Genomic DNA, 23,089 nt, shown 5'->3' on the forward strand with positions numbered 1-23,089 from the left:
ATAGTGAAAAAACTCTTCATTGAAACGCTAGGGTGTGCTATGAACTCTCGTGATAGTGAGCATATGATTGCTCAACTACGAGAAAAAGATGGTTATGAAACAACAAGGGACTTTAAAGAAGCTGACCTTATTTTGATAAATACTTGTTCAGTTAGAGAAAAACCTGTTTCTAAGCTTTTCTCAGAATTAGGGATATTTAACAAAAAGAAAAAAGCAGATGCAAAGATAGGTGTTTGTGGTTGCACAGCATCTCATCTTGGTGAAGAGATAATCAAAAGAGCCCCTTATGTAAACTTTGTTTTAGGTGCTAGAAATGTTTCTAAAATAAGTGAAGTTTTACATAAAGATAAAGCCGTAGAGATAGATATAAACTATGATGAAAGTGAATTTGCTTTTGATGATTTTAGAACATCTCCATACAAAGCTTTTATAAATATTTCTATGGGTTGTGATAAGTCTTGTACTTACTGCATCGTTCCAAAAACTCGTGGTGATGAGATTTCTATTCCTATGAATTTAATCATTAATGAAGCTGGGAGAGCAATAGATAATGGCGCAAAAGAGATTTTTCTTTTAGGTCAAAATGTTAACAATTATGGTCGCCGTTTTTCAGCAAATATTGAAAAAGTAAACTTTACAAAACTTCTTCAAGAGCTTAGTAAAATTAATGATTTACAAAGAATCCGTTTTACATCTCCACATCCTTTTCATATGGATGATGAGTTTATAGAAGAGTTTGCATCTAACCCTAAGATATGCAAATCAATGCATATGCCACTTCAAAGTGGAAGTACAAAAGTTTTAAAAGATATGAAAAGAGGCTACTCAAAAGAGTGGTTTTTAAATCGTGTTGCTAAACTTAGACAAGAGTGTCCAGAGGTAAGCATCTCTACTGATATTATCGTTGCTTTTCCTGGAGAGAGTGATGAGGATTTTAAAGATACACTAGATGTTATGAATCAAGTTAGATTTAACCAAATCTTTTCTTTTAAGTACTCTGCTAGACCTCAGACTGAAGCAGAGCATTTTACAAATACAATAGATGCAGATATTGCATCTGCAAGACTAACAAAATTACAAAATATTCATACAGATATTTTAGATGAGATAAACGCTACTTCTTTAGGTAAAACTTATCGTGTTTACTTTGAAGACCTTATACAAGACTACTTTGTAAGTGGTAGAAGTGATGAAAATATTGTCATAAAAGTAAAAGGTTCAGATGAACTTTTAGGAGAGTTTAGAGATGTTAAGATAACTTCCATTGGAAGAACAATTTTAACAGGGGAAGTTGTTGCTTAAAAAACTAAGTCGTGCTTTAGCACTTCTTATTTTACCTTTTATAGCCTCTTTACTCATTAGGCTTATCTATCTAACAAATAAAAAAAAATATCATGTACCAGAATCAATAGGCGATGAACCGACTATTTTTGCTTGTTGGCATGGTGAACTTTTGATGTTACCATATATATACCTTTATTATAGAAAAAAACCTCATGCAAAAGTTTTAATTTCTCCTCATTTTGATGGAAAACTCATCTCAAAAACTATAAAATATTTTGGGCTTGATACTATTGCAGGGTCTTCAAATAGAAATGCTGCTAGAGTTCTTATACAAGCTATGAAAAGTTTAAAAGCTGGTTTTGACATAGGGATAACACCAGATGGACCAAAAGGACCTAGACACGAAGTAGCAGATGGCATAATAATCATGGCACAAAAAACTAAAACAAAAGTAGTTTTAGTTAAAATGGTACCTACAAAGTTTTGGCAGTTAAATAGTTGGGACAAGTTTATTATTCCAAAACCTTTTGGTGTTTTAAATTATTACGCAACTTTACCCATCGAGATAGAGTCGATGGAGTTAGAAAAAGCAAGAACTTTGATAAAAGAAGAATTGGAGAAGCATGAAGTCTAAAGTATTGATTCCAAGTGTAGCTTTTTTATTGCTTTTTATTATGGGTGTTTATTTTTTAGTAAATCCTTCTTATGAAAAATCTTTAAAAGCAAAGTATTATTTTGAAACTGGAGATTATAAAGAAGCTTTAGTTTTAGCAAAAGAAGCTTTTAGTATGGATGTTTACAACAGAATGGCATCTACTGTTGTGGCTCAGTCAATAACTTCTTTAAAATATGTTACATATAATAATGATGCAAAAAGATATATGTATATTATTAATAAAATTGCCTTGCATGATGTTATCTCAGATGCTGATAAAGCAAAGATAAGAACGATATGTAATATTATGATAGATTCGTATATAAAACTAGCTCCAAGTGTTGTTACAGATAGTGATTTAGTCGAGGATGCTGCTTCGTATTATGATAACTTTGAGAAACTTCTTGAAAAAGTTACTAGATAAAAAAAGAGTTAATTTTTTAGAATTTTTAGAAAATTTTAGAGGTTATTCTGATTTGACTATAAAGAGTTATGATGAAGTTTTACAAGAAGCACTAAGATATGTTGATATAAGTGTAGATGCTAAGATAACTACTATAAATTTAATGCCATATCGTATAAAAATAGCTCACTTAAATGCAAAAACAATCAGTAAAAAACTCAGTGCGATTAGAAGTTTTGTTTCTTATCTTAATGACAATAAAATGAATGTTATACTTAAATCTGATGACAGCATAAAAGTTGCTAAAACACTTCCTAAACCAATCTCTCATAATCATATAGTTGAAGCTTTAGATTGTGCTCAGATGAAAGAAAAACTTATAGTCACTATGCTTTATTCTTTAGGTTTGAGAATTTCTGAACTCTCATTTTTGAAGCTTGAAGATATTTCAGATGAATGGATTAGAGTTTTAGGAAAGGGCAATAAACATAGAGATATACCACTCTTACACTCTACTAAAGAGTTGATAGATGAATATTTGTTAAATAATTATCCAAAAATATTTCTTTTTGAGTTAAATGATGAAAGATTAAGCGAAAACAGTCTAAGATATATAGTTAATAAAGTCTTTAAAAAAGTTGGGTTAAAAGTTACTCCGCATCAGTTGCGTCATTCTTACGCAACAGCACTTTTAAATAAAGGTGCTCCTATTGCAGATGTAAGTGAGTTACTTGGTCATTCAACTATGGCAACGACACAAATATATACAAAATTAGGTAGTGCATTGAAACAACAAAATTATAACAAAGCACATCCACTTTGTGGAGATGAGCAGTGTTAAGTAAGCTTTTTGAACTTTTGTATCATAAAGTATTTGTCAATATTGTTGTTGGTAGGGCGCAGACTAGTGTATATATTCAAGAATGTGCAAATAAAGGCTCAATAGTTAGTGAGTCGCAAACTTTTGATACGACTACAATAAACTCTAAAATGCATGAATTTATAGACTCTTTTACTTCTGAATCTCCTTTCTTTTATATTTCGATTTTAGATACTTCTGAAGATCAAGGTGCTTTACCTACTTGTGTTTCAAGAGATATGTCTAAATTTTGTGATTTAGAATCATCAAAATATATGTGTTATAAAAACTCTTGGGCATATTATACTTCTAAACCTGATTTGAATGAACTAGAAAAAAATTATCAAGAAGTTGGGGTGGACTTTATTTTTTCCCCTTTTGTTTTGTTAGCAAACTTTTTTAAAGATAAAATAAACTCATCATTAGCAATATTTTTGTTAGTAGAAAACAACTACTTAAGTGTAGCAGTATTTAATAATTCAGAGTTACTTTATGCTCAACATATAAATATGGAACATACAGATGAGCATGAGCAACTTGTTATGGAAGAAGATCGTAATGAGGCAGAAATAGATTTAGAGTTAGATACAGCTATAAACTTAGAGGAAATAGATGCTCTTGATGATGTGGAAGGAGTCGATGATTTTGGAGATATTGAAGATTTAGATAGTTTTGATGATATTGATGAGTTTGCAGAAGAAGAAGAGCAAGAAGAAGAAATACAAGAAGAAGTCATTACTTCTATTGAAGAAGATGCGGCAGGATTTAACGAAGATTATCAGCGTTATTCTCTTATACAAAGTGCAATAAATCGTTTTTATAAAGATGAAAGATATAAAAGTGAATTTGTACAAGATATATATATTGCCGATGGTGTTGGCGTTAGTGGAGATTTAAAGCGTTACTTAGAAGAAGAGATGTTTTTAAATGTATTTGTTAGACATCTAGACTTATGTTCTGAAATATCTGAGTTAGCAAAGGCAGAGCTTAAATGAGATATAGCTATATAAGTCCTAGAAAAAAAAGATTTTTCTCTGCTGAACTGCAACTACTTTTTAGTTTTTTTAGCATTACGATTTTTATGCTTTTTGTTACATTCCTGTTTTTGTTATTTAAAGATTACAGATTTAAGCAAAACTTACAAGAGATAGCTACAAGCCAAGTTGAGTTAAGAGTAAATATAGAAGATATGCAAGCTCAAATTACTTTTATTGAAAAAGAAGTTTTACTTTGTGAGAGAATTAATACTAAAAATACTGTTTTAAAAGATTCTATTGCAAACTTATTTGACTTAGTTCCACAAAGAATTACACTTTCACAAGCCTCTTTACTTGAAAATGGACTCATACTTTATGGAGTGACTCCAAATAAAGATATATATAACTTTATGCTTCAAGCACCACTTCGTTCTATATTTCATAGAACATATAGTAACTTCTACCCGCTACCAAATGGTTGGCTGAGATTTGTATCAACTAACTATATAGATGATGAAGAAAATGAAGACAAGGAGTTTGGTAATGAAGATTAATATTTCAAGACAAAGTCTATATTTACTAGCACTTAGTATATTTTTACTTATATTTGTTCTTCTTTTTTCATTTCTTGTTTTAATCCCTGAGGGGAAAGAGTATAGAAAACAACGAGGAAGTTTAAATAAAGCAAAACTAGAACTTAGAAAGTATAAAAATTTTAATGAAGTTATTTTAGAAAAATTAAAACAGCTTCAATCAGACAATGCTCATACAATTACAGCTTTTGATACATCTTTTAATCCACAAAGATTTCAAAAACAGCATTTGGCATATTTCTCATCTCTTGAATTATCAAAACAGATGAAAGTAGAAAATGAAGATGAATTTGTAGTTTATGAAGTAAATACAACATCTTCTATTGACTCTCCTCAAAGTTTTTATGAGTTCTTAGATGCCGTAAATAAAAGTGATTGGATAATAGGGATAAATTTTCCTATAAACTTTAAAAGAGATACAAAGATGATAAAATCATCTTTTACTATGAAAGTTTACAACACTCAAAAAGTACAAAAGGCTATGCTAGAAGCTGAGTAATTCTTTGACTTTTTCAAATACTACTTCATGTGCATAAAAAAATGGCGAAGTTTAGGCTCTATTTTTAAAACTCTACACTCTTCTTTAAATTTATGAAGCATTTTTAAATCTGCATCTAGATACGGAACTATAAAAACAAATTTTTCATTTATATTTATGATAAATTTTCTCCCAACTATAAGAGTGTCTTTACTTTTCAGCAGTTCTCTTTCTTTAAAACTCAACATATAGTTTTTAGATTTTAAAAGTTTGTCTATTGTGAAAATATCGGCTCTTTTAGTTTTTTGTTTTGTAAAATATGAAAAATCATCAATATTTTTTTATAGTAACTTCAGGAGTAAGTATATCCCTGTCTTCATCTAAATACTCAAAACTTTTTTTGATTCCATCTCGGTATTTGTTCAAAAGTGGAGATGCAAAGTTATGCCTAAAAGAGTTTCTTTTTATATCCTCATCTAAGTTACTTTTATCCTCAAAATATTTGATATTATTTATGTTTAAGTAGTTATATAGTTCTTTTTTTTCAAACTTTAAAAGTGGACGAACTAGAGTGTAAAACTTTCTATTTTCTTCACTTCTCATTCCTGCAAGTTCAGCACATCCAGCGCCTTTACAAAACTGCATTAGCATCCACTCAAACCTATCTCCTAAATGATGAGCGGTTAGAAGATTATCGTAATGATATGTAGTTATTAGTTCTTCAAAAAAGTCATATCTAATCTCTCTTGCTTTGTGCTCAAAATTTGTATCTATTCTCAAAGCATCTAGGGTATGGCATGTTAATCTATTTGTAGATGCTAACTTTTTTGCATAGTCTATCTCTTCTTTTGCTTGAGTTCTTTGTCCATAGTTTACAATGGCAATATCAAACTTTATATTATGTTTTAAAAGTAAAAAGAATAGGGCGGTTGAATCTACACCTGCAGAAAATGCAAGGAGATTTTTTTTATCTTTAAGTGTTTTTAGTGATGAAATTTCAAGCATTATCTACTGTTGCAGTTAATATATTACCAACAAGTTCTGTGACTTTTGCTTTGTAAATTTTTCCAAATTCTAAATCTTCATCTTTTGCTCTATCATTAACATAAATCTCTCCATCTATCTCAGGTGCCCAGATACTTTTTCTTGCACTTAAAAGATACTCATGTTCATCACTCTCACCATCAATAATCAGTTCAATATTTTGACCTATTTCACTTTCAAGTGATTTTTTTGTACACTCAGAAGCAATATCACCAAGTATTTGAGCACGAGATGCTATAAGCTCGTCAGCTATTTTGTCTTTCATGTCATAAGCAGGAGTTGTTTCTTCATCAGAGTATGAAAAAACATTAATACGGTCAAAACCAAAAGAAGAGGCAAACTCACACATTTCTTCAAACATTTCTTGTGTTTCATTTGGATGCCCAACTATAAAGCTTGTACGAACAAAAGAGTTTGGTAAACTTCTCATAAAGTCTAAAAGCTGGATAGTTTTTTCTTTACCAAAACCTCTTTTCATCATACGAAGCATCTCGTCATTAATATGTTGAATAGGCATATCGAAGTAGTTGTGGAAGATTTTACTTTTCGCTATGTTTTTAAGAAGTGAGATTGTAGTTGTTGATGGGTAAAGATAAAGAATCCTTGCACTTTTCACTCCATCAATAAGTTCTATTCTTTGCATAAGAAGACTTAGTCCATCTTTGATATTTTGGTCACGAAGAAATGAAGAACTGTCTTGTGAAACAAAAGAAAAATCATAGTAGCCTTTTTTTACTAAACCTTCCACCTCTTTAGCAATAGAGGCTAAGTTACGAGAGTTTAATTTACCTTTAAAAGATGGAATGGCACAAAAACTACAAGTTTGGTTACAGCCTTCTGAGAGTTTTATATAAGCATGATATGAAGAACCTGTAACAACTCTTTCACTTCCATCTATAAGAAATACTTCATCAGAAAAACGACTTTTTTTCTCTTTAAGAAGTTCATCTATACGGTCATAGTCACCAACTCCTGTAAAGATATCAACTTCTGGCATCTGAGTAGCCAAGTCTTCTTTATATCTTTCACTTAAGCATCCAGCCATTACTAAAACTGAGTCTTCTTTTCTAGCATCGTGTAAAGAAAGAACAGTATTTATAGACTCTTCTTTTGCAGCATCTATAAATCCACAAGTATTTACGATTATTACATCTGCTTCATCTTGCGCATCTGTTAGTTCAAAGTTTTGAAGTTTTCCCATCATTACTTCTGTATCAACAAGATTTTTAGTACATCCAAGAGAAACTATGTGAAGTTTATTTGCCATTTTTACTACTTATATTTTTTTTTGACATTATACTATAATGTCGTTATGAAAATATATGATGTGATTATTTTAGGTGCTGGAGCAAGTGGATTGATGTGTGCTTCGCATCTAAGTGAAAAGTTAAATGTAGTTATTATAGATGCTAATACTAAAGTGGCACAAAAGCTTAAAATATCTGGCGGTGGAAAATGTAATATCACAAGTACAAGTGTAAGTTCAAATAATTTTGATGGTGATGAAAAATTTGTTTCAAATATTTTAAACGCATATTCAAAAGAAGATTTACTAGAATTTTTAAAAATTAACAGCCTCCTTCCTGTTATACGAAAAAATCGTTACTATTTTTGCAAAAACTCTTCTGATGAGATAATAAATATACTAAAAAAATTAAGTAAAAAACATGAACTAATTTTAAATACAAAAATAATTGAAGTTAAAAAAATAGATGATATTTTTGAAATTAAAACTGACAAAAATATTTTAAGGGCTAAAAAAGTCATTGTGGCAACAGGTGGAAAAAGTTTTAAAACACTTGGTGCGAGTGAGATAGGTTTAGAAATTGCAAAAAGTTTTGACATTAGTGTGAAAGAATTTACTCCTGCTTTGGTTGGTATGACTCTTCAAAAAGAGCAGTTTTGGATGAAAGAACTTAGTGGACTTAGTTGTTTTGTGCATATTAAAGTAGATGGAAAAATCTTAAAAGAAGATTTACTTTTTGCACATAAAGGCATAAGTGGACCCGCAGTTTTGAGTGCGTCACTTTATTGGAAAAAGGCTAAAATGGCTATTGATTTTTTGCCTAACCAAGATATATGTAAGTTAATTAAGGGAAGTAAAAAACTTGTAAGTTCTGCCATACCTTTGCCAAAAAGACTTAGTGTAGCAATACTTAAAGCGATAGATGTTAAAGATATGCAAGGTAAGAAGTTAAGTGAAAAAGACAGAGAAAAACTTTTAAATATCCATAATTATGAGTTTGCTCCTGCAGGTAACTTTGGTTTTACAAAAGCAGAAGTAAGTAGAGGCGGTGTTTGTGTAAATGAGTTACAAAATCACTCTTTAGAATCTAAGAGTGTGAAAAATCTACACTTTGTAGGTGAAGTTGTCGATGTAACAGGAGAGTTAGGCGGGTACAATTTTCAGTGGGCATTTAGCAGTGGTGTTATTTGTGCAAGAGAAATTAAGGTATAATAAACTCAAATCATAAGGGAAGAAAAATGATAAAAACATTAAGTAAAATAATAGTAGCAACTATATTGGTAGCATCATCATTAAGTGCAGCAGATGCTGATAACTCAAAATATAAGTTTAATATAAATTCATTAATAGGTTTTGAAGGTACATATAGTAATTTTGACTATGAGCGTACTGAAGCAGGTGTGCTGACTGAGAGAGAGAAAGTGTCATTAAATGGTGGTGGATTAAAAATTGGTGCAGAATCACAAAATTATAGATTTTTTTTAGCAGCAAGAGTATATGACGCAGGTGAGTTTGACTATGCTAGAACTTATGGGGTAGAGTTACAGTATAAGTTTAATTTTTCTAAATTTGCTAACATGTACATAGGTGTAAATTTTGGTAAAGCAGATATGAGATTTGTAGATACTAAAAATGGGCACGATAACACTGTAATGATTGATGACACTTATTTAGGTGGAGATGTAGGTTTTAATGTTCATTTAGGTAAACATGTTGATTGGGAAATCGGTGCTAGAGTTATGAGTTTAAATACTTCAAAAACAGATGCTGGTGCAACTTATAATTTCGATAATCTTGTAACTGGTTACACAAGTATAATTTTTAAATATAAAATGGACTAATTAGTGAAGTTTATTTTAGCACTTTTACTTCTTTTTAGTATCTCTAGTGCGGATAAAATAAAGAAAAAAACACTAGCTTGTCCAAGTGTTTTGCAACTGCAAAAGGCACCTATGAATACGGCAGATAATTATCTTAATCTTAGCATGTATGCTATTGCAAATGATTGTGTGATAGTTAGTAAAAGAGATGATGTTGAGGCTATTGGATATGACTCTTTAAACTCAAAAGATATTTATCAAAAAATTCTATATAAAAAAATTGGTGTTTACTTATATATTATTAAATCATCGATACAGATTGAGCAAGAAGGAAAAAAGAGCACATTTAGATTTTAGATGGTACTCGATACTGGGTTTGAACCAGTGACTTCTTCCATGTCATAGTAAAACTAGCCTCCTATTATAGGGATTTAGACATTAAGTCACCCACTTTTAGTAGATAGTGGACGATAGCGGGTTACATTTTAGGTTACTTTTAAGAGTAGTTTTCAGATGCTTAATCTTTATGGTGGTCTTGAAAACCAGCGAGGGTTATACCTCCTAGAGTTCGAATCTCTAAGGGTCCACCACTTCTTAATCTAATACAACCCAATAACATCTAAATAAACCCCTTAAACACGAGCTTCTCTATTTTTATTAGTCTAACTTAATTCAATGTATGTTATAGTAATCTCAACTTTTTAGGGGCTAATTTAAGGGCTTAATATTTTAAAGCCCTCTAATAAATGAAATAAGCCCCTTTAATTTGCAAAAGGAAGTTTTTATGGCACGAACTATAACACCACTAACTGACACAAAAATCAAAACAACAAAACCTAAAGAAAAAGACTACAAGCTGTCTGATGGTGGTGGTTTATATCTCTTAGTAACAAAAGCAGGTGGTAAGCATTGGAAACTAAAATATCGCTTTGATAATAAAGAACAAAAATTATCTTTAGGGGCTTATCCAAGTGTATCATTATCAAAAGCTAGAGAACTAAGAGAAAAATATAAAACAGAAATTGCAAAATGAAAGATATTGAGCAATTACCTGAAAATTTTATAGATGATTTACATATACAAATAGGTAAGAATGTAAAAAAATCTAGAGAAGAAAAAGGTTTAACACAATTAGAATTATCACAAGCTATAGGACATAAATCTGTTACAATTATTTCCAGAGCAGAGATATGTTATAAAAAACAGCATTTTAATATAGAGCATCTAGTAAAAATTGCATATATACTAGAAGTTGATTTGATGGATTTTTTTCAAGAAATCGACATAAAGCCTGAATAGTAGGTTAATCAAGGTTCCATAAAATAAGTACTACCTAAAAAATAGAATATTTTATGATATAATTTCTATATCAAATGAAATAATATTTATATCATAAAGGATGTTTGCATGTTAGAAGTAATACTTGGAACAAAATCTCGTGAATTAACTTTGCAATATCTTCTTACATTTAAGGAGGGGTATGCAAGAGAGATAGCAAAATATTTTGAAATGTCACTTCCTTCCATTCAAAACCAACTCAAAAATTTTGAAGAGGGTGGGCTGACTCTTAGCAAAATGCAAGGAAGGACAAAGATATACTTTATAAATCCAAGATATGCTTTTTTAGATGAACTCACAGCTTTACTTAACAAAGCAAAACAATACTACAAGCCTGAGTTAAAAAATAAATTTGAGATGCAAAGAAAAAGACCAAGAAGACCGGAGAAACCACTATGAAAAAACAGATTAAAGATATGAACATGAAAGAGTTGGGTGGTTATATTTGTGATAGCCTGATAGCAAAAGATATACATGTAGTTCTTTCAGGTGGTTCTTGTGTTGAAATTTACAGCAGAGGCGAATACACTTCTTGGGATTTAGATTTAATCAACCAATATAATGAACAGTTTAAAAAAATCCATGCAACTATGGATGAACTTGGATTTACAGAGCATGATAGATATTTTGTGCATAAAGACACAAAGCTATTTATTGAGTTTCCATCTGGTCCATTAGGTGTTGGTGATGCTCCCGTTGAAGATATAGCTGAAATAGATACAGAAGCAGGTGTTTTAAGACTACTTACTCCTACAGACTGTATAAAAGATAGACTCGCTGCATATTATCATTGGGATGATGAGCAATGTCTTCAACAAGCTATTTGGGTTGCCAAGAAGAATGAATTTGATTTGAAATCAGTTCAAGAGTGGTCAAAGAAAGAAAAATCTTTAGAAAAGTTTAAAATATTTAAAGATGCTCTGTTATAAAATAAGTCACTTTGATTTTTAGGGGCTTAAAAAATTATATTTCATTCCAGTACCTATAAACATGGTGTGTTCAATTCCCTGAGGGTCCACCACTTCTTTATCCTTTATAACACCCTAAACAACGACATCACAAGCAACTTTAAGCTTTCATATAATTATACATTGGTAACCACTATTCAAATTACCAATCTTTACAGAATTAATGACTTGGAATTAAATTAGGCATTACATAAGAAGCAAACACACTATTAAATCTTAATCTAACTGCACTCTTGGGTGTATCTGATTCTATATACTCTCTTTGTATAAGAGTTTTAATTAAAGTTGTAGCTGTTCTATCACTCTTATTAATTATATTTTTCACTTCACCACGACTTACTTCACCCTTTACTAATAACTCTTTGAGTAACATTGCTGAATATTGTGGTAATGGCTCTATATCTAATATTTTATTATTAGCTAAAACAACAAACTTATCTATCCTTTCAGTCAAAGAGTTAAGCTGTAAATTCTTATGCATAAACTCTATTTGATCAAGTGCTGTTTCTAGCATAAACCTTAAGTAGTATTTTAACCCTCTTAAAGATAATGGTCCCTTTCCATCTGTTGCACCTTGCAATGGCATATCTCCAAATGCTAAATTCTTTTTATACTCTTCATTAGAACGAGCTAACCCTCTTGATATATTCCATAAGCCATAACCATCAATATCTATATTTAAAAACACTGTATCAAGAAACAGTCTTGAAACTCTTCCATTGCCATCTAAAAATGGGTGTATCCATGTCAATCTATGATGAGATGATAAGAGATACAAAAGTTTCATCGCTTTTGTGGAAGTGGTATAGATACTTTTATACTGATTTTCAAACTCATTAAACATTGCTTCAAGCTCTTTATATTTTGGAGCTATATGCTTGCCAACATAAACATCATCTTCTCTAAACTCACCAGCTATCATTTTAATAATTTTTTCATCGTTATGAACTTTTAAAAAATTCTCCATTCCCTCTTTGGAATAAAACCTATTGTGAATCCCTAGGAAGAACTTTTTTGTAAATATGTTTTTCTCTTGTGAAGCTAATCGCTCCAATTCTTTTTGAGTATCGATATATGCTAGTGAAAGTAACTGAAGTTTTTTTCTTTTATCATCTTTGAAAAACTCTTGTCTCATTGCTTTTTCTATATCTAGTGGATGAGTTCCTTCTGATTCTATTTGATTGGAGTAGTAACTATTTGTTTTTCTCAAAAGTTCTTTTATGCTGTTTAGTATAACTTCATTATGATTACCACCAAGTGTAGCACTTTTAATACAGACCTCTTCTGCTAAAGCAAGAAGTTCTTCATCAATATTATTCTTAATGTCTACTGGTAAAACAGGAGTAAAGTACATATTATTATCCTTTGTAAAAGAAAGTATAACATAAATTGCGGATTATTATGCAGATAACAAATATTAAATATATACCTATATTAAGATATATTAATGTAATATAATAGCTATAGTAATCACTATATTGCTGATATATTTGCAGATTTTATATAATGCCACTAAAAATCAAGAGTTATGAGTTTAAATGCTTCAAAAACAGATATAATTTTTAAATATAAAATGGACTAATTAGTGAAGTTTATTTTAGCACTTCTACTTCTTTTTAGTATCTCTAGTGCGGATAAAATGAAGAAAAAAACATTGGCTTGTCCTACTGTTTTACAACTTCAAAAAGTACCTATGGATACAGCAGACAATTATCTAAACTTTAGTATGTATGCTATTTCAAATAATTGTGTGATAGTTAGTAAAAGAGATGATGTTGAAGCTATTGGATATGACCCTTTAAACTCAAAAGAAATTTACCAAAAGATTATTTATCAGAGAACAGGTGTTTACTTATATATTATTAAATCATCGATACAGATTGAGCAAGAAGGAAAAAAGAGCACATTTAGATTTTAGATGGCGCTCGATACTGGGTTACCTATTTTAACTCCGCTCATGACAACTTAACTTCCACAACTAAAATGGAGAACTGGTTTATGATTCTTTTATCAAGCACAACACATATTCTTAACAATCCTTTTATAAACTTTTAGTATGCATACTTTTTTACTCTACCTGTTTTTGTATTTATCATTTTTTTAGCATTATATTCCATGACAGAAAGAGCATTGACCATAGCCTTAGCCTTTTCTATATCCATATATACTAATCTAGTACGAGAAGCTTTATCTTGAATATTAATTATATAAGTACCTCTTTTACCAAGAAACTGTATAGACCATATATCTTTAAAGGATATGAAAATATTTTTTTTATCGTTAAGAATAAATATTAATTGTTTATTGTTTATTTTAATATTTGATACTCTATAGTCTCTATGTTGTAACATAAGTAACTCTTTAATATTCTGCTTAGCTGTCTCTTTGTCAATATTTAGACTAGGTGTGTATTTGACTCTAATAGCACATCCTGCAATTAATAATATAGTAAATAGGGCAGTAATAATTATTTTAATATTCATCTATGTATCCTTTATAATATAAAGAAAGTATAGCAAAAAAAGTGTCAATTCTAAAAAATAAGTGCAATTTTTGAAGTTCAAAATAGATTAAATAGTAGATTAAGAAAGATACTAAACTATAAAATACCTGCAGAAGTATTTTTCGATACAATTACTTCATATTATGTAGTAGTTTAATCAGGTATTACCCTTACTGCGAAATAAATTGTTCGATTGATATATTTAATGATTAGGGTTACTTTGAAGAAAGTATAGTTGATGAAAAATAGTTGAAAACTCTTGAAATACCATAGGTGCTGTGGATGTAAGTGGTGCTCAATACTGGGTTTGAACCAGTGACTTCTTCCATGTCATGGAAGCACTCTACCACTGAGTTAATCGAGCATAATCTTTTTTCATGATTGAAAGTATAATTCTACCAAAAAATCCTTAAATTATTTTTTTTACATTTATACATAATATTTATATTTAATTTATGTTTATTGAGTGTATAATTCTAGCAACAAAAATATGCCAGAAGGTTAGTTATGAATTTAGCTGAGTTACAAGATATAGGATTAAAAAATATTGGTAAGGTTTATCATAATTTAGGTTATGATGAATTAATTCAACATGAGCTTGACAATGGTGAAGTTCAACAAACTAAAACAGGTGCGACTGCTGTTGACACAGGTATTTTCACAGGGCGTAGTCCTAAAGATAAATACTTTGTAGATTGTGATCCATCTAACAAAAATATAGCTTGGGGTCCTGTAAATAAAAAGATTTCTGCTGAAATTTTTGCAGAACTTTTAGTAGTTGCACAAGAGCAACTATCAAATAAAGATGTATATGTAACAGATGTTTTTTGTGGTTCTAGTATCGCTTCAAAAAGATCAGTTCGTTTTATTTCTGAAATTGCTTGGCAATCTCACTTTGTTAAAAATATGTTTATTCGTCCAACTGAACCAGAATTAGAAGTTTTTAAATCAGACTTTGTTGTTTTAAACGCTTGTAAAGCTGTAAATGATAAATGGAAAGAACATGGAATGAACTCTGAAGTTTTTGTTCTTTTTGATGTTGAGAACAATATAGCCATTATTGGTGGTACTTGGTATGGTGGTGAGATGAAAAAAGGAATTTTTTCAATGATGAACTACTGGTTACCATTAGAAGGTAAACTTGCTATGCATTGTTCTGCAAATGTTGGAGTAGATGGTGATACAGCTCTTTTCTTCGGACTAAGTGGAACAGGCAAAACTACACTCTCCACTGACCCACGCAGAAAGCTTATAGGAGATGACGAACATGGTTGGGATAATCATGGTGTTTTCAACTTTGAAGGTGGATGTTATGCAAAAACGATTAATTTAGATGGAAAAAGTGAACCTGAAATCTATAATGCGATTAGAAAAAATGCACTTTTAGAAAATGTAGTTATGTATGGTGAAGGTGAAGTTGATTATGAAGATGGTAGTAAGACAGAAAATACTCGTGTTTCTTACCCAATAGAGCATATAGAAAATCATGAACCAACTTTAAGTGCAGGACACCCTGAAAACATCATCTTTTTAACTGCTGATGCTTTTGGTGTTCTCCCTCCTGTATCTAAACTGACTCGTGACCAAGCGATGTACTACTTTTTAAGTGGTTATACTGCAAAGGTTGCTGGAACAGAGCGTGGTATTACAGAACCTGTTGCAACTTTTAGTGCTTGTTTTGGTGAAGCATTTTTACCACTACACCCAACTGTATATGCTAAACTTTTAGGTGAGAAAATAGATGGACATGATGTTAATGTTTATCTTGTAAACACTGGTTGGACTGGTGGAGGTTACGGAGTTGGTAAGAGAATGAGTATCAAAAATACTCGTGCTTGTATAACTGCTATCTTAGATGGAAGTATTCAAAAAAGTGAGTTTGATACAACTAAAACATTTAGACTTCAAGTCCCCACAACTTTAGGAGATATAGATCCTGAAATATTAAACCCTCGTAATGCTTGGGAAGATAAAGAGTTATTTGATAAAACTAGAGATGATCTTGCTGAGATGTTTATAGAAAACTATAAAAAATACCAAACTCAAGAGCATATGGACTTCGCACCATATGGTCCAATAGTAGGCTCATAAAGCTTCATCTTTACTGCACTTCGCATAAAAATCCAACACGGTAGGCTTTTAGCCTTACCTTAGTTGGATATTTTATACGAATTACAGCAAATCTAAAACTTTTTAAATTTAACCTTATAAATATTTATTTTTTCTTTTTCGTTGCTTGTTCCATATAAAGCCATAAAGCACCACCAAAAACTACTAATATTATAGGTGCTATCCATGGTTTATCACTTATGGTTTGTGCAAATTTAACTAATAAACTGCCAGAAAAATAACTTCCAAGACCAAATGCTAATGCCCAAACAGCAGAACTAGCAACATTTAAAATAGCAAACTTTTTAAAGTCGTATTTTGTAAGTCCTATTGCTATTGGTATAAGAGTTTTTATGCCATAAACAAACTTTTGAATCAGTATAATCCACGAGCCATTTTTTTTCATCATAACATGGGCAAGGGCTAGTTTTCTTCTATGTTTTCGTAAGCCTTCCATCATCATAGTTTTTTGATATCGTGCCATATAAAAGAGTAAAACATCTCCTAAAGCATTCGCTATAAATGCTATGGCTATTGCTGTACTGATGTCCATTTTTCCCATATATGAAAGAACACCAGCTCCAATCAGTGCTATAAAACCTCCGCCAAGAGAGTAGATAAAAAGTCCTATGTAGCCATAAGTTTCTAAATTGCTAAATGTATCTTCCATATATATAGTATTCCTTTAGAGTTTTTTTATTTTTACTATTTCATCACGCAGTCTAGCCGCTTCTTCAAAGTTTAATTCTTTTGCTGCTTTTTTCATTTTAAGTTGTAACTCTTTTGTTATCTCTTTTCTTTCTCTTGCTGGCATTTTATCCATTTTTTTATGCTTTTGGTAAATACCACTATAATCTTCAACTTTTAAATTTTCATCTAGTTTACGAATAGTTGTTGTTGGAGTGATCCCATGCTTTAAATTATGTGCTTCTTGAATTTTTCTTCTTGAGCTTGTTGTATCTATTGCTTTTTGCATTGATTTTGTGATTTTATTGGCATATAAAATAACTCTACCATTAGAGTTCCTTGCACCACGACCTATGGTCTGAATGAGTGCAGTTTCACTTCTTAAAAACCCTTCTTTATCAGCATCTAGTATAGCAACTAAACTAACCTCTGGTAAGTCTAAACCCTCTCGAAGTAAATTTATCCCGATGAGTACATCAAATTCACCAAGTCTTAGTGAGCGTATGATTTGATTTCGCTCGATTGTATCAATATCAGAGTGCATATACTGAGCTTTTACACCTAAATCGGCTAAGTATTTTGTAAGAGCCTCAGCCATTTTTTTAGTAAGAACTGTAATCAAGATTCTTTCATTTTTAGCAGCTATCCCTATGATTTCATCATGTATATCTTCTACTTGATTATCTGATGTTCTTATCTCTAGTATTGGGTCAAGAAGTCCAGTTGGACGGATTATTTGATGAGCTATTACACTTGACATTTCTAGTTCGTACTCAGCAGGTGTAGCTGAAACAAAAAGATAATGAGGTGCTTTGTTTATGTATTCTGCTGCCATTAAAGGACGGTTGTCAAGGGCGGAAGGAAGTCTAAAACCATAATCAACTAATACTTCTTTTCTAGCTCTATCTCCTGCGTACATTCCTCGATATTGAGGAAGTGAAACATGAGATTCATCAACTATAATAAGATAATCTTGGTTTCTTTGAGTAAAATAATCAAGTAAAGTAAAAGGGGCTTCTCCCATTTTTTTGTTTGTAAGTAATCTTGAGTAATTTTCAACTCCCTTACACATGCCCGTAGTTTGTAGCATCTCTAAGTCAAACTCAACTCTTTGTTTAAGCCTTTGATGTTCTAAAAGTTTTCCCTCTTTTGTAAAATAAGCTAATCTTTCATCAAGTTCTTCTTCAATGCGTTTAATAGCAACTGCCATTTTCTCTTGTGAAACGCTAAATTGTGAGCATGCATATATAGTAAATTTTTTGTGTTCTTCTAGTCTTTTGTTGTCAATAATATCAAAGGTATAAATAGCTTCTATTTCATCACCAAAAAACTCTATGCGAATGGCTTCTTGTTCAAAGTAGGGTGGATAAATATCAAGACTCTCACCATTTACGCGTATGTGCCCACTGTCAAAATAAGTATCGTTTCTAGCATAACCCATTTCAACTAAACGAAGTAGAAGTTTTTTTTGGTTTATTTCATCGCCCACCTCTAAAGCTTGAACCATATTTAAGTATTCTTCTGGGTCACCAAGACCATAGTTGGCAGATACAGATGCTATGACAATAACATTATCATAAGAAAGAAGATTTGCAGTTGAAGATAGCCTCATACGCTCTAGCTCATCATTAATAGCACTATCTTTTTCTATAAACAAATCTTGACGAGGTATATAAGCCTCAGGCTGATAATAATCATAGTAAGATACAAAGTATTCAACATGAGCATCAGGAAAGAAACCACGAAACTCTGAGTAAAGTTGAGCAGCTAAAGTTTTGTTATGAGTCATAATGATAGTAGGCATCTTAACATTCTCTATAACCTTAGCCATAGTGTATGTTTTACCACTACCTGTGACCCCTTCTAGGGTTTGGTAGCGATTACCTTTTAGTATAGATGCACTTAACTCTTTTATAGCAGTAGGCTGGTCACCAGCTGGTTCATATGGAGTATGTGCTTTAAAGTTTATCTCTTTTTTCATTGGTGGAATTATAGCTGATTAGTGTGAATATGAGTGATATTTAAGTATTTTTTAGAGATATGGATGTCTATATGCTGCCGAGAAAGTTAAGTTTATATTTAAAAGTTAGTTTATAAATTTTTAAACGCTACAATATCTCTTCGTATCGAAGATTTTACGGTCTGAGTCTTTAAATCGATGTTATTGCGTTTTATATTGATTATACTAATGGCTCTAGTTCTTGTACTAAGAGCAAATTTCACAAAGTAAACTAAAAGCTTGGCTATCTTACTTATTATCTATCTTGCCATTTGAAAATATCTAAAACTTTTATCTCATCATCTTCAACTTTATAAATAATGGTATAACCTTTAAAAATTAAATCTCTGTATTTTGTATCTTGAAAATAAATAGATGATCTACACATAAAAGGAGATTCCAGTAGTAGTTTGATTTTTTCTTTTAAATCTTTATTGAATTTTTTAGAAGCTGATTTTTTATCTTTTGCAATAGTTGTTAATATTTTAAATAGTGGGTCAGAGAAACCTATCTCGATTATAATTTTCAAATTATAAAGCTTCTATTTTTTTATCCATACCTGAGAAAAATTCATCTGCTGAAATATAATTACCATTAGCTTCTGCATGAAGAACTCTTCTTTGTACTTCTTCAACAGATGATACAATATAGTCTTCTTGTTTTGTGTCTTCAACTAGATTAACTTCATTAGTCTGAAATTGATTTATAAATGATAAAACTTGTGAGTACATGGATTCATTGACTTGTAGTTTCATAGTATGCATAATATTACCTTTATAAATAAATTTTATTAAGTCATTATAGCTAAAAGATATAAATATACTTTTGAACTAATCTGTTTAAATTTTGCAACTAACCGAGAGTGTATATAAGCCTCAGGCTGATAATAATCATAGTAAGATACAAAGTATTCAACATGAGCATCAGGAAAGAAACTACGAAACTCTGAGTAAAGTTGAGCAGCTAAAGTTTTATTATGAGTCATAATGATAGTAGGCATCTTAACATTCTCTATAACCTTAGCCATAGTGTATGTTTTACCACTCCCTGTAACCCCTTCTAGGGTTTGGTAGCGATTACCTTTTAGTATAGATGCACTTAACTCTTTTATAGCAGTAGGCTGGTCACCAGCTGGTTCATATGGAGTATGTGCTTTAAAGTTTATCTCTTTTTTCATTGGTGGAATTATAGCTGATTTGTGTGAATAGGAGTGTTTTTTACTTGTTTTTAAGAGATTTTACTGTGAAAATTTTGTCGATATACTCTCCTCTTTCTTAGATAATATTTAGATATACTTAGATTAAATAAACAAGGTATATTTGATGAAATCATTTCAGTGGAAAGAATATTTTGAGACAGGTATCGGAGATGTTGATAACCAACAACATAAGCAATAGTATTTATGCAAACACTTATTTTACTACTTACAAAAAAAACTTCCCTCAAACAAGAACATATTGAAAATATTTTAAAACTACTAGATGATGGTTCTACTATCCCTTTCATAGCAAGATACAGAAAAGAAATGACTGGAGATGCCAGTGATGAAACACTTCGTGAGTTTGAGACTATCTATCTTAGTAATAAAAAGCTTCTTGAGAGAAAAAGTGAAGTATCAAGACTCATCCAAGAGAGAGCTACTCTTAGTGAAATTATAAAGCAAAGTATAGACAAGGCTGAAACTCTTAGAGAACTTGAAAATATTTATAGACCATATAAAGAAAAAAAGAACACAAGAGCAATCTCGGCTATTTCAAATGGTTTAACCCCCTTAGCAAATACTCTTCAAAGTGCAAGACTCTCTTTGGTAGAATTTAATTCTCAAGCAAAAAAATTTATAAGTAAAAATATTAAAACTGCGGATGAAGCTACCCAAGGTGCTAAAGATATTTTAGCTGAGAGATATGCGGATAAACCAAGAGAGCGAGAAGCTATCAGAAACAGTATGTTGAGATTTGGTAGTCTTATAACTAAAGCTACAAAGACTTTTCAAGAAAATGGTACATATAAAAACTTAGCAAATAAAAGTGAAAAAGTTGCATATATCCCATCACATAGATATTTGGCAATTATGAGAGCTGTTAAAGAAAAAGAGTTAAGAGTTAAGATAAGTATTGACACAGATAAAATATTTGAAAATATAAAGCAGTATAAAATTCCGCAACATGCTGCTTCCTCTTCTTCGATACTGTTTGAGGCATATAAAGATGGTTTTAAACGATTACTTTTCCCCTCTCTTGAGAGAGAGATTTTTTCAGAGTTAAAAGAAAAAGCAGACTTAGCATCTATTAATATCTTTGGTAAGAATCTAAGTCAATTATTAATTAGCAGACCAGTAGCTAATAGGGTTATTTTAGGTGTTGACCCTGCGTTTGTAAGTGGATGTAAATTGGCTGTAATAGATGAAAATGGGAACTATTTAGAGTCTAGTGTTATATACCCGACTAAGCCAAAAGAAGATTATAACTCTTCAAAAACAAAAGTTCTTCAACTTTCAAAAAAATACAATATAACAGGTGTAGCAATAGGTAATGGAACAGCATCTAGAGAAACTCAAGAGTTTTTTGCACGACTCAATCGTGATGAAAATGCAAACTTAAACTATACGGTAGTTTCTGAAGCGGGGGCATCTGTATATAGTGCTTCTAAACTTGCTCAAGATGAGTATCCTACTCTTGATGTAACCATTCGAGGTGCTATTTCAATCGCTCAAAGACTTCGTGACCCAATGGCAACATTAGTAAAAATTGATCCTAAATCATTAGGAATAGGTCAATATCAACATGATGTAGATCAAAAGCTTCTAAAAAAAAGACTTGATGATGTTACTTGTGATATGGTAAATAGAGTAGGGGTAGATATCAACTCAGCATCTGCTGCTTTACTCTCTCATGTTGCAGGGATTGGAAAGAGGATTGCTAAAAATATTATTGAGTATAGAGATGCCAATGGAAATTTCACAACAAAAAATCAACTCCTTTGTGTTAAGGGTTTAGGTAAAAAAGCGTATGAACAAGCAGTTGGTTTTATAAGAATAAAAAATTCTAAAAATATATTTGATAATAGCGGTATTCATCCTGAAAGTTATGAGATTGCTAAAAAAATAATAGATATAGATTTTCATGAGATTAATCTCGAAAATAAAGCAAAAGAATTAGGAATAGGAGAACAAACACTCAAAGATATAATCCAAGAGCTTAAAAAACCAGGATTTGATCCACGAGAAGGTTTACCAACTATACCTTTTAAAGAGGGTCTTACAGATATTAAAATGCTTCAAGAAGGAAGTTTAGTAAGTGGTATTGTTCGTAATATTACTGATTTTGGAGCATTTGTAGATATAGGACTGAAAAATGATGGAATGATTCATATATCTAAAATGAGTGAAAAAAGAATTAAGCATCCTTTAGAAGTACTTTCTTTAAATCAATATCTTCCTCAGGTTAAAGTTGTATCTATTGAATTTGAAAAAGGAAAAGTTGGGTTAAGTTTAATATTATGAAAATAACTTTTTCATGGCTGTAAAAAATAGTTTAAATAAACCTTTATTTCCAACTAGGTTATTTACAAAATCATCATAAGTTGTATTGTTTTCTTCTAAAAATTCTCGCAGATATTTTTCACTGGCTTCCATACCTTCATCTTGTTCTATTTCTAAAAGTTTGGCATAGATAGGAATCATAGTATCTATAGCTTTTCTAGGTGCAGCTTTTCTAAAGGCAGTGTGTGAGATTATCTCATTTGTGATAGGATCTACTTTTGGCTCAAAATCTGTCACAACCCAGTAGTAACTTCCATCCTTGGCTAAGTTCTTAACAACTGCAATGAAATTTTTAGCTTGTTTAATCCTGTCCCACATTAGTTTAAAGGCAATTTTTGGCATGTCTGGATGTCTTACAATTGAGTGTGCTTTACCTAAAAGTTCAGCTTCTGAATAACCTGAAATCTCGACAAAATAGTCATTACCGTACACTATAATCCCTTTTGGATCTGTTTTAGAGACTATATACCTTTTTGAACTTAGTTTTATTTCATTATTATTTGGTTCAGGGTGTTGCACTTAAATCTCCTTAAAAAAATATTAAAACAATTATATACTATTTTTATTAAGTTTATGTCATAATGT

At 30.9% G+C, this 23,089-nt stretch carries 27 protein-coding genes, 1 tRNA gene and 1 pseudogene; 17 read left to right on the forward strand and 12 right to left on the reverse strand.

Annotation, left to right across the window (positions count from 1 at the left end; all coding sequences use genetic code 11):
• From miaB to MOV50_RS09095, 7 genes are read left to right on the forward strand one after another with little or no spacing between them, the layout of a single operon-like run.
• A complete protein-coding gene (gene miaB, locus MOV50_RS09065) occupies nucleotides 1-1,302 on the forward strand; it encodes a tRNA (N6-isopentenyl adenosine(37)-C2)-methylthiotransferase MiaB (RefSeq protein WP_321779657.1) in 1,302 nt (433 codons plus the stop codon).
• Nucleotides 1,295-1,918, forward strand: coding sequence for a lysophospholipid acyltransferase family protein (locus tag MOV50_RS09070; RefSeq protein WP_321777586.1), 624 nt, complete (start codon nucleotides 1,295-1,297; stop codon nucleotides 1,916-1,918). Before miaB ends, MOV50_RS09070 begins: the two co-directional genes overlap by 8 nt.
• Nucleotides 1,908-2,363 (forward strand): hypothetical protein, encoded by a 456-nt coding sequence (locus tag MOV50_RS09075; RefSeq protein WP_321777587.1) that lies wholly within the window; start codon nucleotides 1,908-1,910, stop codon nucleotides 2,361-2,363. Before MOV50_RS09070 ends, MOV50_RS09075 begins: the two co-directional genes overlap by 11 nt.
• Nucleotides 2,344-3,183 carry a tyrosine-type recombinase/integrase gene (locus MOV50_RS09080; RefSeq protein WP_321777588.1) on the forward strand — a complete coding sequence of 280 codons (840 nt, stop codon included), beginning with the start codon at nucleotides 2,344-2,346 and terminating at the stop codon, nucleotides 3,181-3,183. Before MOV50_RS09075 ends, MOV50_RS09080 begins: the two co-directional genes overlap by 20 nt.
• On the forward strand, nucleotides 3,177-4,196 hold the full coding sequence (locus MOV50_RS09085; RefSeq protein WP_321777589.1) for a hypothetical protein: 1,020 nt from the start codon (nucleotides 3,177-3,179) through the stop codon (nucleotides 4,194-4,196). Before MOV50_RS09080 ends, MOV50_RS09085 begins: the two co-directional genes overlap by 7 nt.
• Complete coding sequence (locus tag MOV50_RS09090) at nucleotides 4,193-4,732, forward strand: hypothetical protein (protein ID WP_321777590.1); 540 nt, start codon at nucleotides 4,193-4,195, stop codon at nucleotides 4,730-4,732. The genes MOV50_RS09085 and MOV50_RS09090 overlap by 4 nt, the downstream gene beginning before the upstream one ends.
• On the forward strand, nucleotides 4,722-5,270 hold the full coding sequence (locus MOV50_RS09095) for a hypothetical protein (protein WP_321777591.1): 549 nt from the start codon (nucleotides 4,722-4,724) through the stop codon (nucleotides 5,268-5,270). Before MOV50_RS09090 ends, MOV50_RS09095 begins: the two co-directional genes overlap by 11 nt.
• 20 nt (nucleotides 5,271-5,290) lie before the next feature.
• On the opposite strand, the gene MOV50_RS09100 is transcribed toward MOV50_RS09095, so the two are convergent.
• The 3 genes from MOV50_RS09100 to rimO all read right to left on the reverse strand — a co-directional run bounded on the left by MOV50_RS09100 (nucleotide 5,291) and on the right by rimO (nucleotide 7,560).
• Nucleotides 5,291-5,497 carry a hypothetical protein gene (locus MOV50_RS09100; protein ID WP_321777592.1) on the reverse strand — a complete coding sequence of 69 codons (207 nt, stop codon included), beginning with the start codon at nucleotides 5,495-5,497 and terminating at the stop codon, nucleotides 5,291-5,293.
• An 82-nt stretch (nucleotides 5,498-5,579) separates the two neighbouring features.
• Nucleotides 5,580-6,254, reverse strand: coding sequence for a tRNA lysidine(34) synthetase TilS (tilS, locus tag MOV50_RS09105; RefSeq protein WP_321777593.1), 675 nt, complete (start codon nucleotides 6,252-6,254; stop codon nucleotides 5,580-5,582).
• Nucleotides 6,247-7,560, reverse strand: a complete 1,314-nt coding sequence (gene rimO, locus MOV50_RS09110) for a 30S ribosomal protein S12 methylthiotransferase RimO (RefSeq protein WP_321777594.1) — start codon at nucleotides 7,558-7,560, stop codon at nucleotides 6,247-6,249. The genes tilS and rimO overlap by 8 nt, the downstream gene beginning before the upstream one ends.
• Nucleotides 7,561-7,605: 45 nt before the next feature.
• Here rimO and MOV50_RS09115 point away from each other — a divergent pair, with 45 nt between their 5' ends.
• The 7 genes from MOV50_RS09115 to MOV50_RS09145 all read left to right on the forward strand — a co-directional run bounded on the left by MOV50_RS09115 (nucleotide 7,606) and on the right by MOV50_RS09145 (nucleotide 11,626).
• Nucleotides 7,606-8,751 (forward strand): aminoacetone oxidase family FAD-binding enzyme, encoded by a 1,146-nt coding sequence (locus tag MOV50_RS09115; RefSeq protein ID WP_321777595.1) that lies wholly within the window; start codon nucleotides 7,606-7,608, stop codon nucleotides 8,749-8,751.
• Nucleotides 8,752-8,777: 26 nt separating this feature from the next.
• The gene (locus MOV50_RS09120) at nucleotides 8,778-9,380 is read left to right on the forward strand and encodes an outer membrane beta-barrel protein (protein WP_321777596.1); all 603 of its coding nucleotides are present in this window, start codon (nucleotides 8,778-8,780) and stop codon (nucleotides 9,378-9,380) included.
• A gap of 3 nt (nucleotides 9,381-9,383) precedes the next feature.
• Nucleotides 9,384-9,716, forward strand: coding sequence for a hypothetical protein (locus MOV50_RS09125; RefSeq protein ID WP_321777597.1), 333 nt, complete (start codon nucleotides 9,384-9,386; stop codon nucleotides 9,714-9,716).
• Between the two features lie 427 nt (nucleotides 9,717-10,143).
• Nucleotides 10,144-10,392, forward strand: a complete 249-nt coding sequence (locus tag MOV50_RS09130; RefSeq protein ID WP_321777598.1) for an Arm DNA-binding domain-containing protein — start codon at nucleotides 10,144-10,146, stop codon at nucleotides 10,390-10,392.
• Nucleotides 10,389-10,658: a helix-turn-helix transcriptional regulator gene (locus MOV50_RS09135; protein WP_321777599.1), complete on the forward strand. Its 270-nt coding sequence runs from the start codon at nucleotides 10,389-10,391 to the stop codon at nucleotides 10,656-10,658. The genes MOV50_RS09130 and MOV50_RS09135 overlap by 4 nt, the downstream gene beginning before the upstream one ends.
• A 108-nt stretch (nucleotides 10,659-10,766) precedes the next feature.
• Nucleotides 10,767-11,096 carry a winged helix-turn-helix domain-containing protein gene (locus MOV50_RS09140; RefSeq protein ID WP_321777600.1) on the forward strand — a complete coding sequence of 110 codons (330 nt, stop codon included), beginning with the start codon at nucleotides 10,767-10,769 and terminating at the stop codon, nucleotides 11,094-11,096.
• Entirely contained in the window at nucleotides 11,093-11,626 is a 534-nt protein-coding gene (locus tag MOV50_RS09145) for a hypothetical protein (RefSeq protein WP_321777601.1), read from the forward strand. The genes MOV50_RS09140 and MOV50_RS09145 overlap by 4 nt, the downstream gene beginning before the upstream one ends.
• A 199-nt stretch (nucleotides 11,627-11,825) precedes the next feature.
• Here MOV50_RS09145 and MOV50_RS09150 read toward each other — a convergent pair whose 3' ends face one another.
• On the reverse strand, nucleotides 11,826-13,019 hold the full coding sequence (locus tag MOV50_RS09150; protein WP_321777602.1) for a Fic family protein: 1,194 nt from the start codon (nucleotides 13,017-13,019) through the stop codon (nucleotides 11,826-11,828).
• Nucleotides 13,020-13,250: 231 nt separating this feature from the next.
• On the opposite strand from MOV50_RS09150, the gene MOV50_RS09155 reads away from it, so the two are divergent.
• Nucleotides 13,251-13,583: a hypothetical protein gene (locus tag MOV50_RS09155; protein ID WP_321777603.1), complete on the forward strand. Its 333-nt coding sequence runs from the start codon at nucleotides 13,251-13,253 to the stop codon at nucleotides 13,581-13,583.
• A 133-nt stretch (nucleotides 13,584-13,716) separates the two neighbouring features.
• On the opposite strand, the gene MOV50_RS09160 is transcribed toward MOV50_RS09155, so the two are convergent.
• Both MOV50_RS09160 and MOV50_RS09165 read right to left on the reverse strand, forming a co-directional pair.
• Nucleotides 13,717-14,148 (reverse strand): hypothetical protein, encoded by a 432-nt coding sequence (locus MOV50_RS09160; protein ID WP_321777604.1) that lies wholly within the window; start codon nucleotides 14,146-14,148, stop codon nucleotides 13,717-13,719.
• 309 nt (nucleotides 14,149-14,457) lie between these two features.
• Nucleotides 14,458-14,532: transfer RNA gene (locus MOV50_RS09165), tRNA-Val, on the reverse strand.
• A 143-nt stretch (nucleotides 14,533-14,675) separates the two neighbouring features.
• Here MOV50_RS09165 and pckA point away from each other — a divergent pair.
• On the forward strand, nucleotides 14,676-16,259 hold the full coding sequence (pckA, locus tag MOV50_RS09170; RefSeq protein ID WP_321777605.1) for a phosphoenolpyruvate carboxykinase (ATP): 1,584 nt from the start codon (nucleotides 14,676-14,678) through the stop codon (nucleotides 16,257-16,259).
• 124 nt (nucleotides 16,260-16,383) lie between these two features.
• Here pckA and MOV50_RS09175 read toward each other — a convergent pair whose 3' ends face one another.
• The 5 genes and pseudogenes from MOV50_RS09175 to MOV50_RS09195 form a co-directional block, all read right to left on the reverse strand.
• Complete coding sequence (locus MOV50_RS09175; protein WP_321777606.1) at nucleotides 16,384-16,947, reverse strand: DedA family protein; 564 nt, start codon at nucleotides 16,945-16,947, stop codon at nucleotides 16,384-16,386.
• A gap of 15 nt (nucleotides 16,948-16,962) precedes the next feature.
• Nucleotides 16,963-18,945 (reverse strand): excinuclease ABC subunit UvrB, encoded by a 1,983-nt coding sequence (gene uvrB / locus MOV50_RS09180; protein WP_321777607.1) that lies wholly within the window; start codon nucleotides 18,943-18,945, stop codon nucleotides 16,963-16,965.
• Between the two features lie 274 nt (nucleotides 18,946-19,219).
• Nucleotides 19,220-19,492: a type II toxin-antitoxin system RelE/ParE family toxin gene (locus MOV50_RS09185; RefSeq protein WP_321777608.1), complete on the reverse strand. Its 273-nt coding sequence runs from the start codon at nucleotides 19,490-19,492 to the stop codon at nucleotides 19,220-19,222.
• 1 nt (nucleotide 19,493) lies between these two features.
• The gene (locus MOV50_RS09190) at nucleotides 19,494-19,727 is read right to left on the reverse strand and encodes a hypothetical protein (protein WP_321777609.1); all 234 of its coding nucleotides are present in this window, start codon (nucleotides 19,725-19,727) and stop codon (nucleotides 19,494-19,496) included.
• A 101-nt stretch (nucleotides 19,728-19,828) separates the two neighbouring features.
• Nucleotides 19,829-20,140: pseudogene (locus MOV50_RS09195) on the reverse strand (DEAD/DEAH box helicase family protein); the annotation flags it as partial.
• Nucleotides 20,141-20,365: 225 nt separating this feature from the next.
• Here MOV50_RS09195 and MOV50_RS09200 point away from each other — a divergent pair.
• Nucleotides 20,366-22,465 (forward strand): helix-hairpin-helix domain-containing protein, encoded by a 2,100-nt coding sequence (locus MOV50_RS09200; protein ID WP_321777610.1) that lies wholly within the window; start codon nucleotides 20,366-20,368, stop codon nucleotides 22,463-22,465.
• Here the strand turns inward: MOV50_RS09200 and MOV50_RS09205 are convergent.
• The gene (locus MOV50_RS09205; protein WP_321777611.1) at nucleotides 22,460-23,023 is read right to left on the reverse strand and encodes a PAS domain-containing protein; all 564 of its coding nucleotides are present in this window, start codon (nucleotides 23,021-23,023) and stop codon (nucleotides 22,460-22,462) included. The genes MOV50_RS09200 and MOV50_RS09205 overlap by 6 nt on opposite strands.
• Nucleotides 23,024-23,089 lie beyond the last annotated feature (66 nt).

The sequence above is a fragment of the Sulfurimonas sp. genome (genome assembly GCF_029027585.1).
GTDB lineage: Bacteria > Campylobacterota > Campylobacteria > Campylobacterales > Sulfurimonadaceae > Sulfurimonas.

Bases quoted from the DNA above. Each gene is read 5' to 3' on its own strand.
- MOV50_RS09075 (WP_321777587.1), top strand. From the start codon at position 1,908: ATGAAGTCTAAAGTATTGATTCCAAGTGTAGCTTTTTTATTGCTTTTT.
- MOV50_RS09090 (WP_321777590.1), top strand. From the start codon at position 4,193: ATGAGATATAGCTATATAAGTCCTAGAAAAAAAAGATTTTTCTCTGCT.
- MOV50_RS09095 (WP_321777591.1), top strand. From the start codon at position 4,722: ATGAAGATTAATATTTCAAGACAAAGTCTATATTTACTAGCACTTAGT.
- MOV50_RS09100 (WP_321777592.1), bottom strand. From the start codon at position 5,497: ATGTTGAGTTTTAAAGAAAGAGAACTGCTGAAAAGTAAAGACACTCTT.
- tilS (WP_321777593.1), bottom strand. From the start codon at position 6,254: ATGCTTGAAATTTCATCACTAAAAACACTTAAAGATAAAAAAAATCTC.
- rimO (WP_321777594.1), bottom strand. From the start codon at position 7,560: ATGGCAAATAAACTTCACATAGTTTCTCTTGGATGTACTAAAAATCTT.
- MOV50_RS09115 (WP_321777595.1), top strand. From the start codon at position 7,606: ATGAAAATATATGATGTGATTATTTTAGGTGCTGGAGCAAGTGGATTG.
- MOV50_RS09120 (WP_321777596.1), top strand. From the start codon at position 8,778: ATGATAAAAACATTAAGTAAAATAATAGTAGCAACTATATTGGTAGCA.
- MOV50_RS09130 (WP_321777598.1), top strand. From the start codon at position 10,144: ATGGCACGAACTATAACACCACTAACTGACACAAAAATCAAAACAACA.
- MOV50_RS09135 (WP_321777599.1), top strand. From the start codon at position 10,389: ATGAAAGATATTGAGCAATTACCTGAAAATTTTATAGATGATTTACAT.
- MOV50_RS09140 (WP_321777600.1), top strand. From the start codon at position 10,767: ATGTTAGAAGTAATACTTGGAACAAAATCTCGTGAATTAACTTTGCAA.
- MOV50_RS09145 (WP_321777601.1), top strand. From the start codon at position 11,093: ATGAAAAAACAGATTAAAGATATGAACATGAAAGAGTTGGGTGGTTAT.
- MOV50_RS09150 (WP_321777602.1), bottom strand. From the start codon at position 13,019: ATGTACTTTACTCCTGTTTTACCAGTAGACATTAAGAATAATATTGAT.
- MOV50_RS09160 (WP_321777604.1), bottom strand. From the start codon at position 14,148: ATGAATATTAAAATAATTATTACTGCCCTATTTACTATATTATTAATT.
- pckA (WP_321777605.1), top strand. From the start codon at position 14,676: ATGAATTTAGCTGAGTTACAAGATATAGGATTAAAAAATATTGGTAAG.
- MOV50_RS09175 (WP_321777606.1), bottom strand. From the start codon at position 16,947: ATGGAAGATACATTTAGCAATTTAGAAACTTATGGCTACATAGGACTT.
- uvrB (WP_321777607.1), bottom strand. From the start codon at position 18,945: ATGAAAAAAGAGATAAACTTTAAAGCACATACTCCATATGAACCAGCT.
- MOV50_RS09190 (WP_321777609.1), bottom strand. From the start codon at position 19,727: ATGCATACTATGAAACTACAAGTCAATGAATCCATGTACTCACAAGTT.
- MOV50_RS09200 (WP_321777610.1), top strand. From the start codon at position 20,366: ATGCAAACACTTATTTTACTACTTACAAAAAAAACTTCCCTCAAACAA.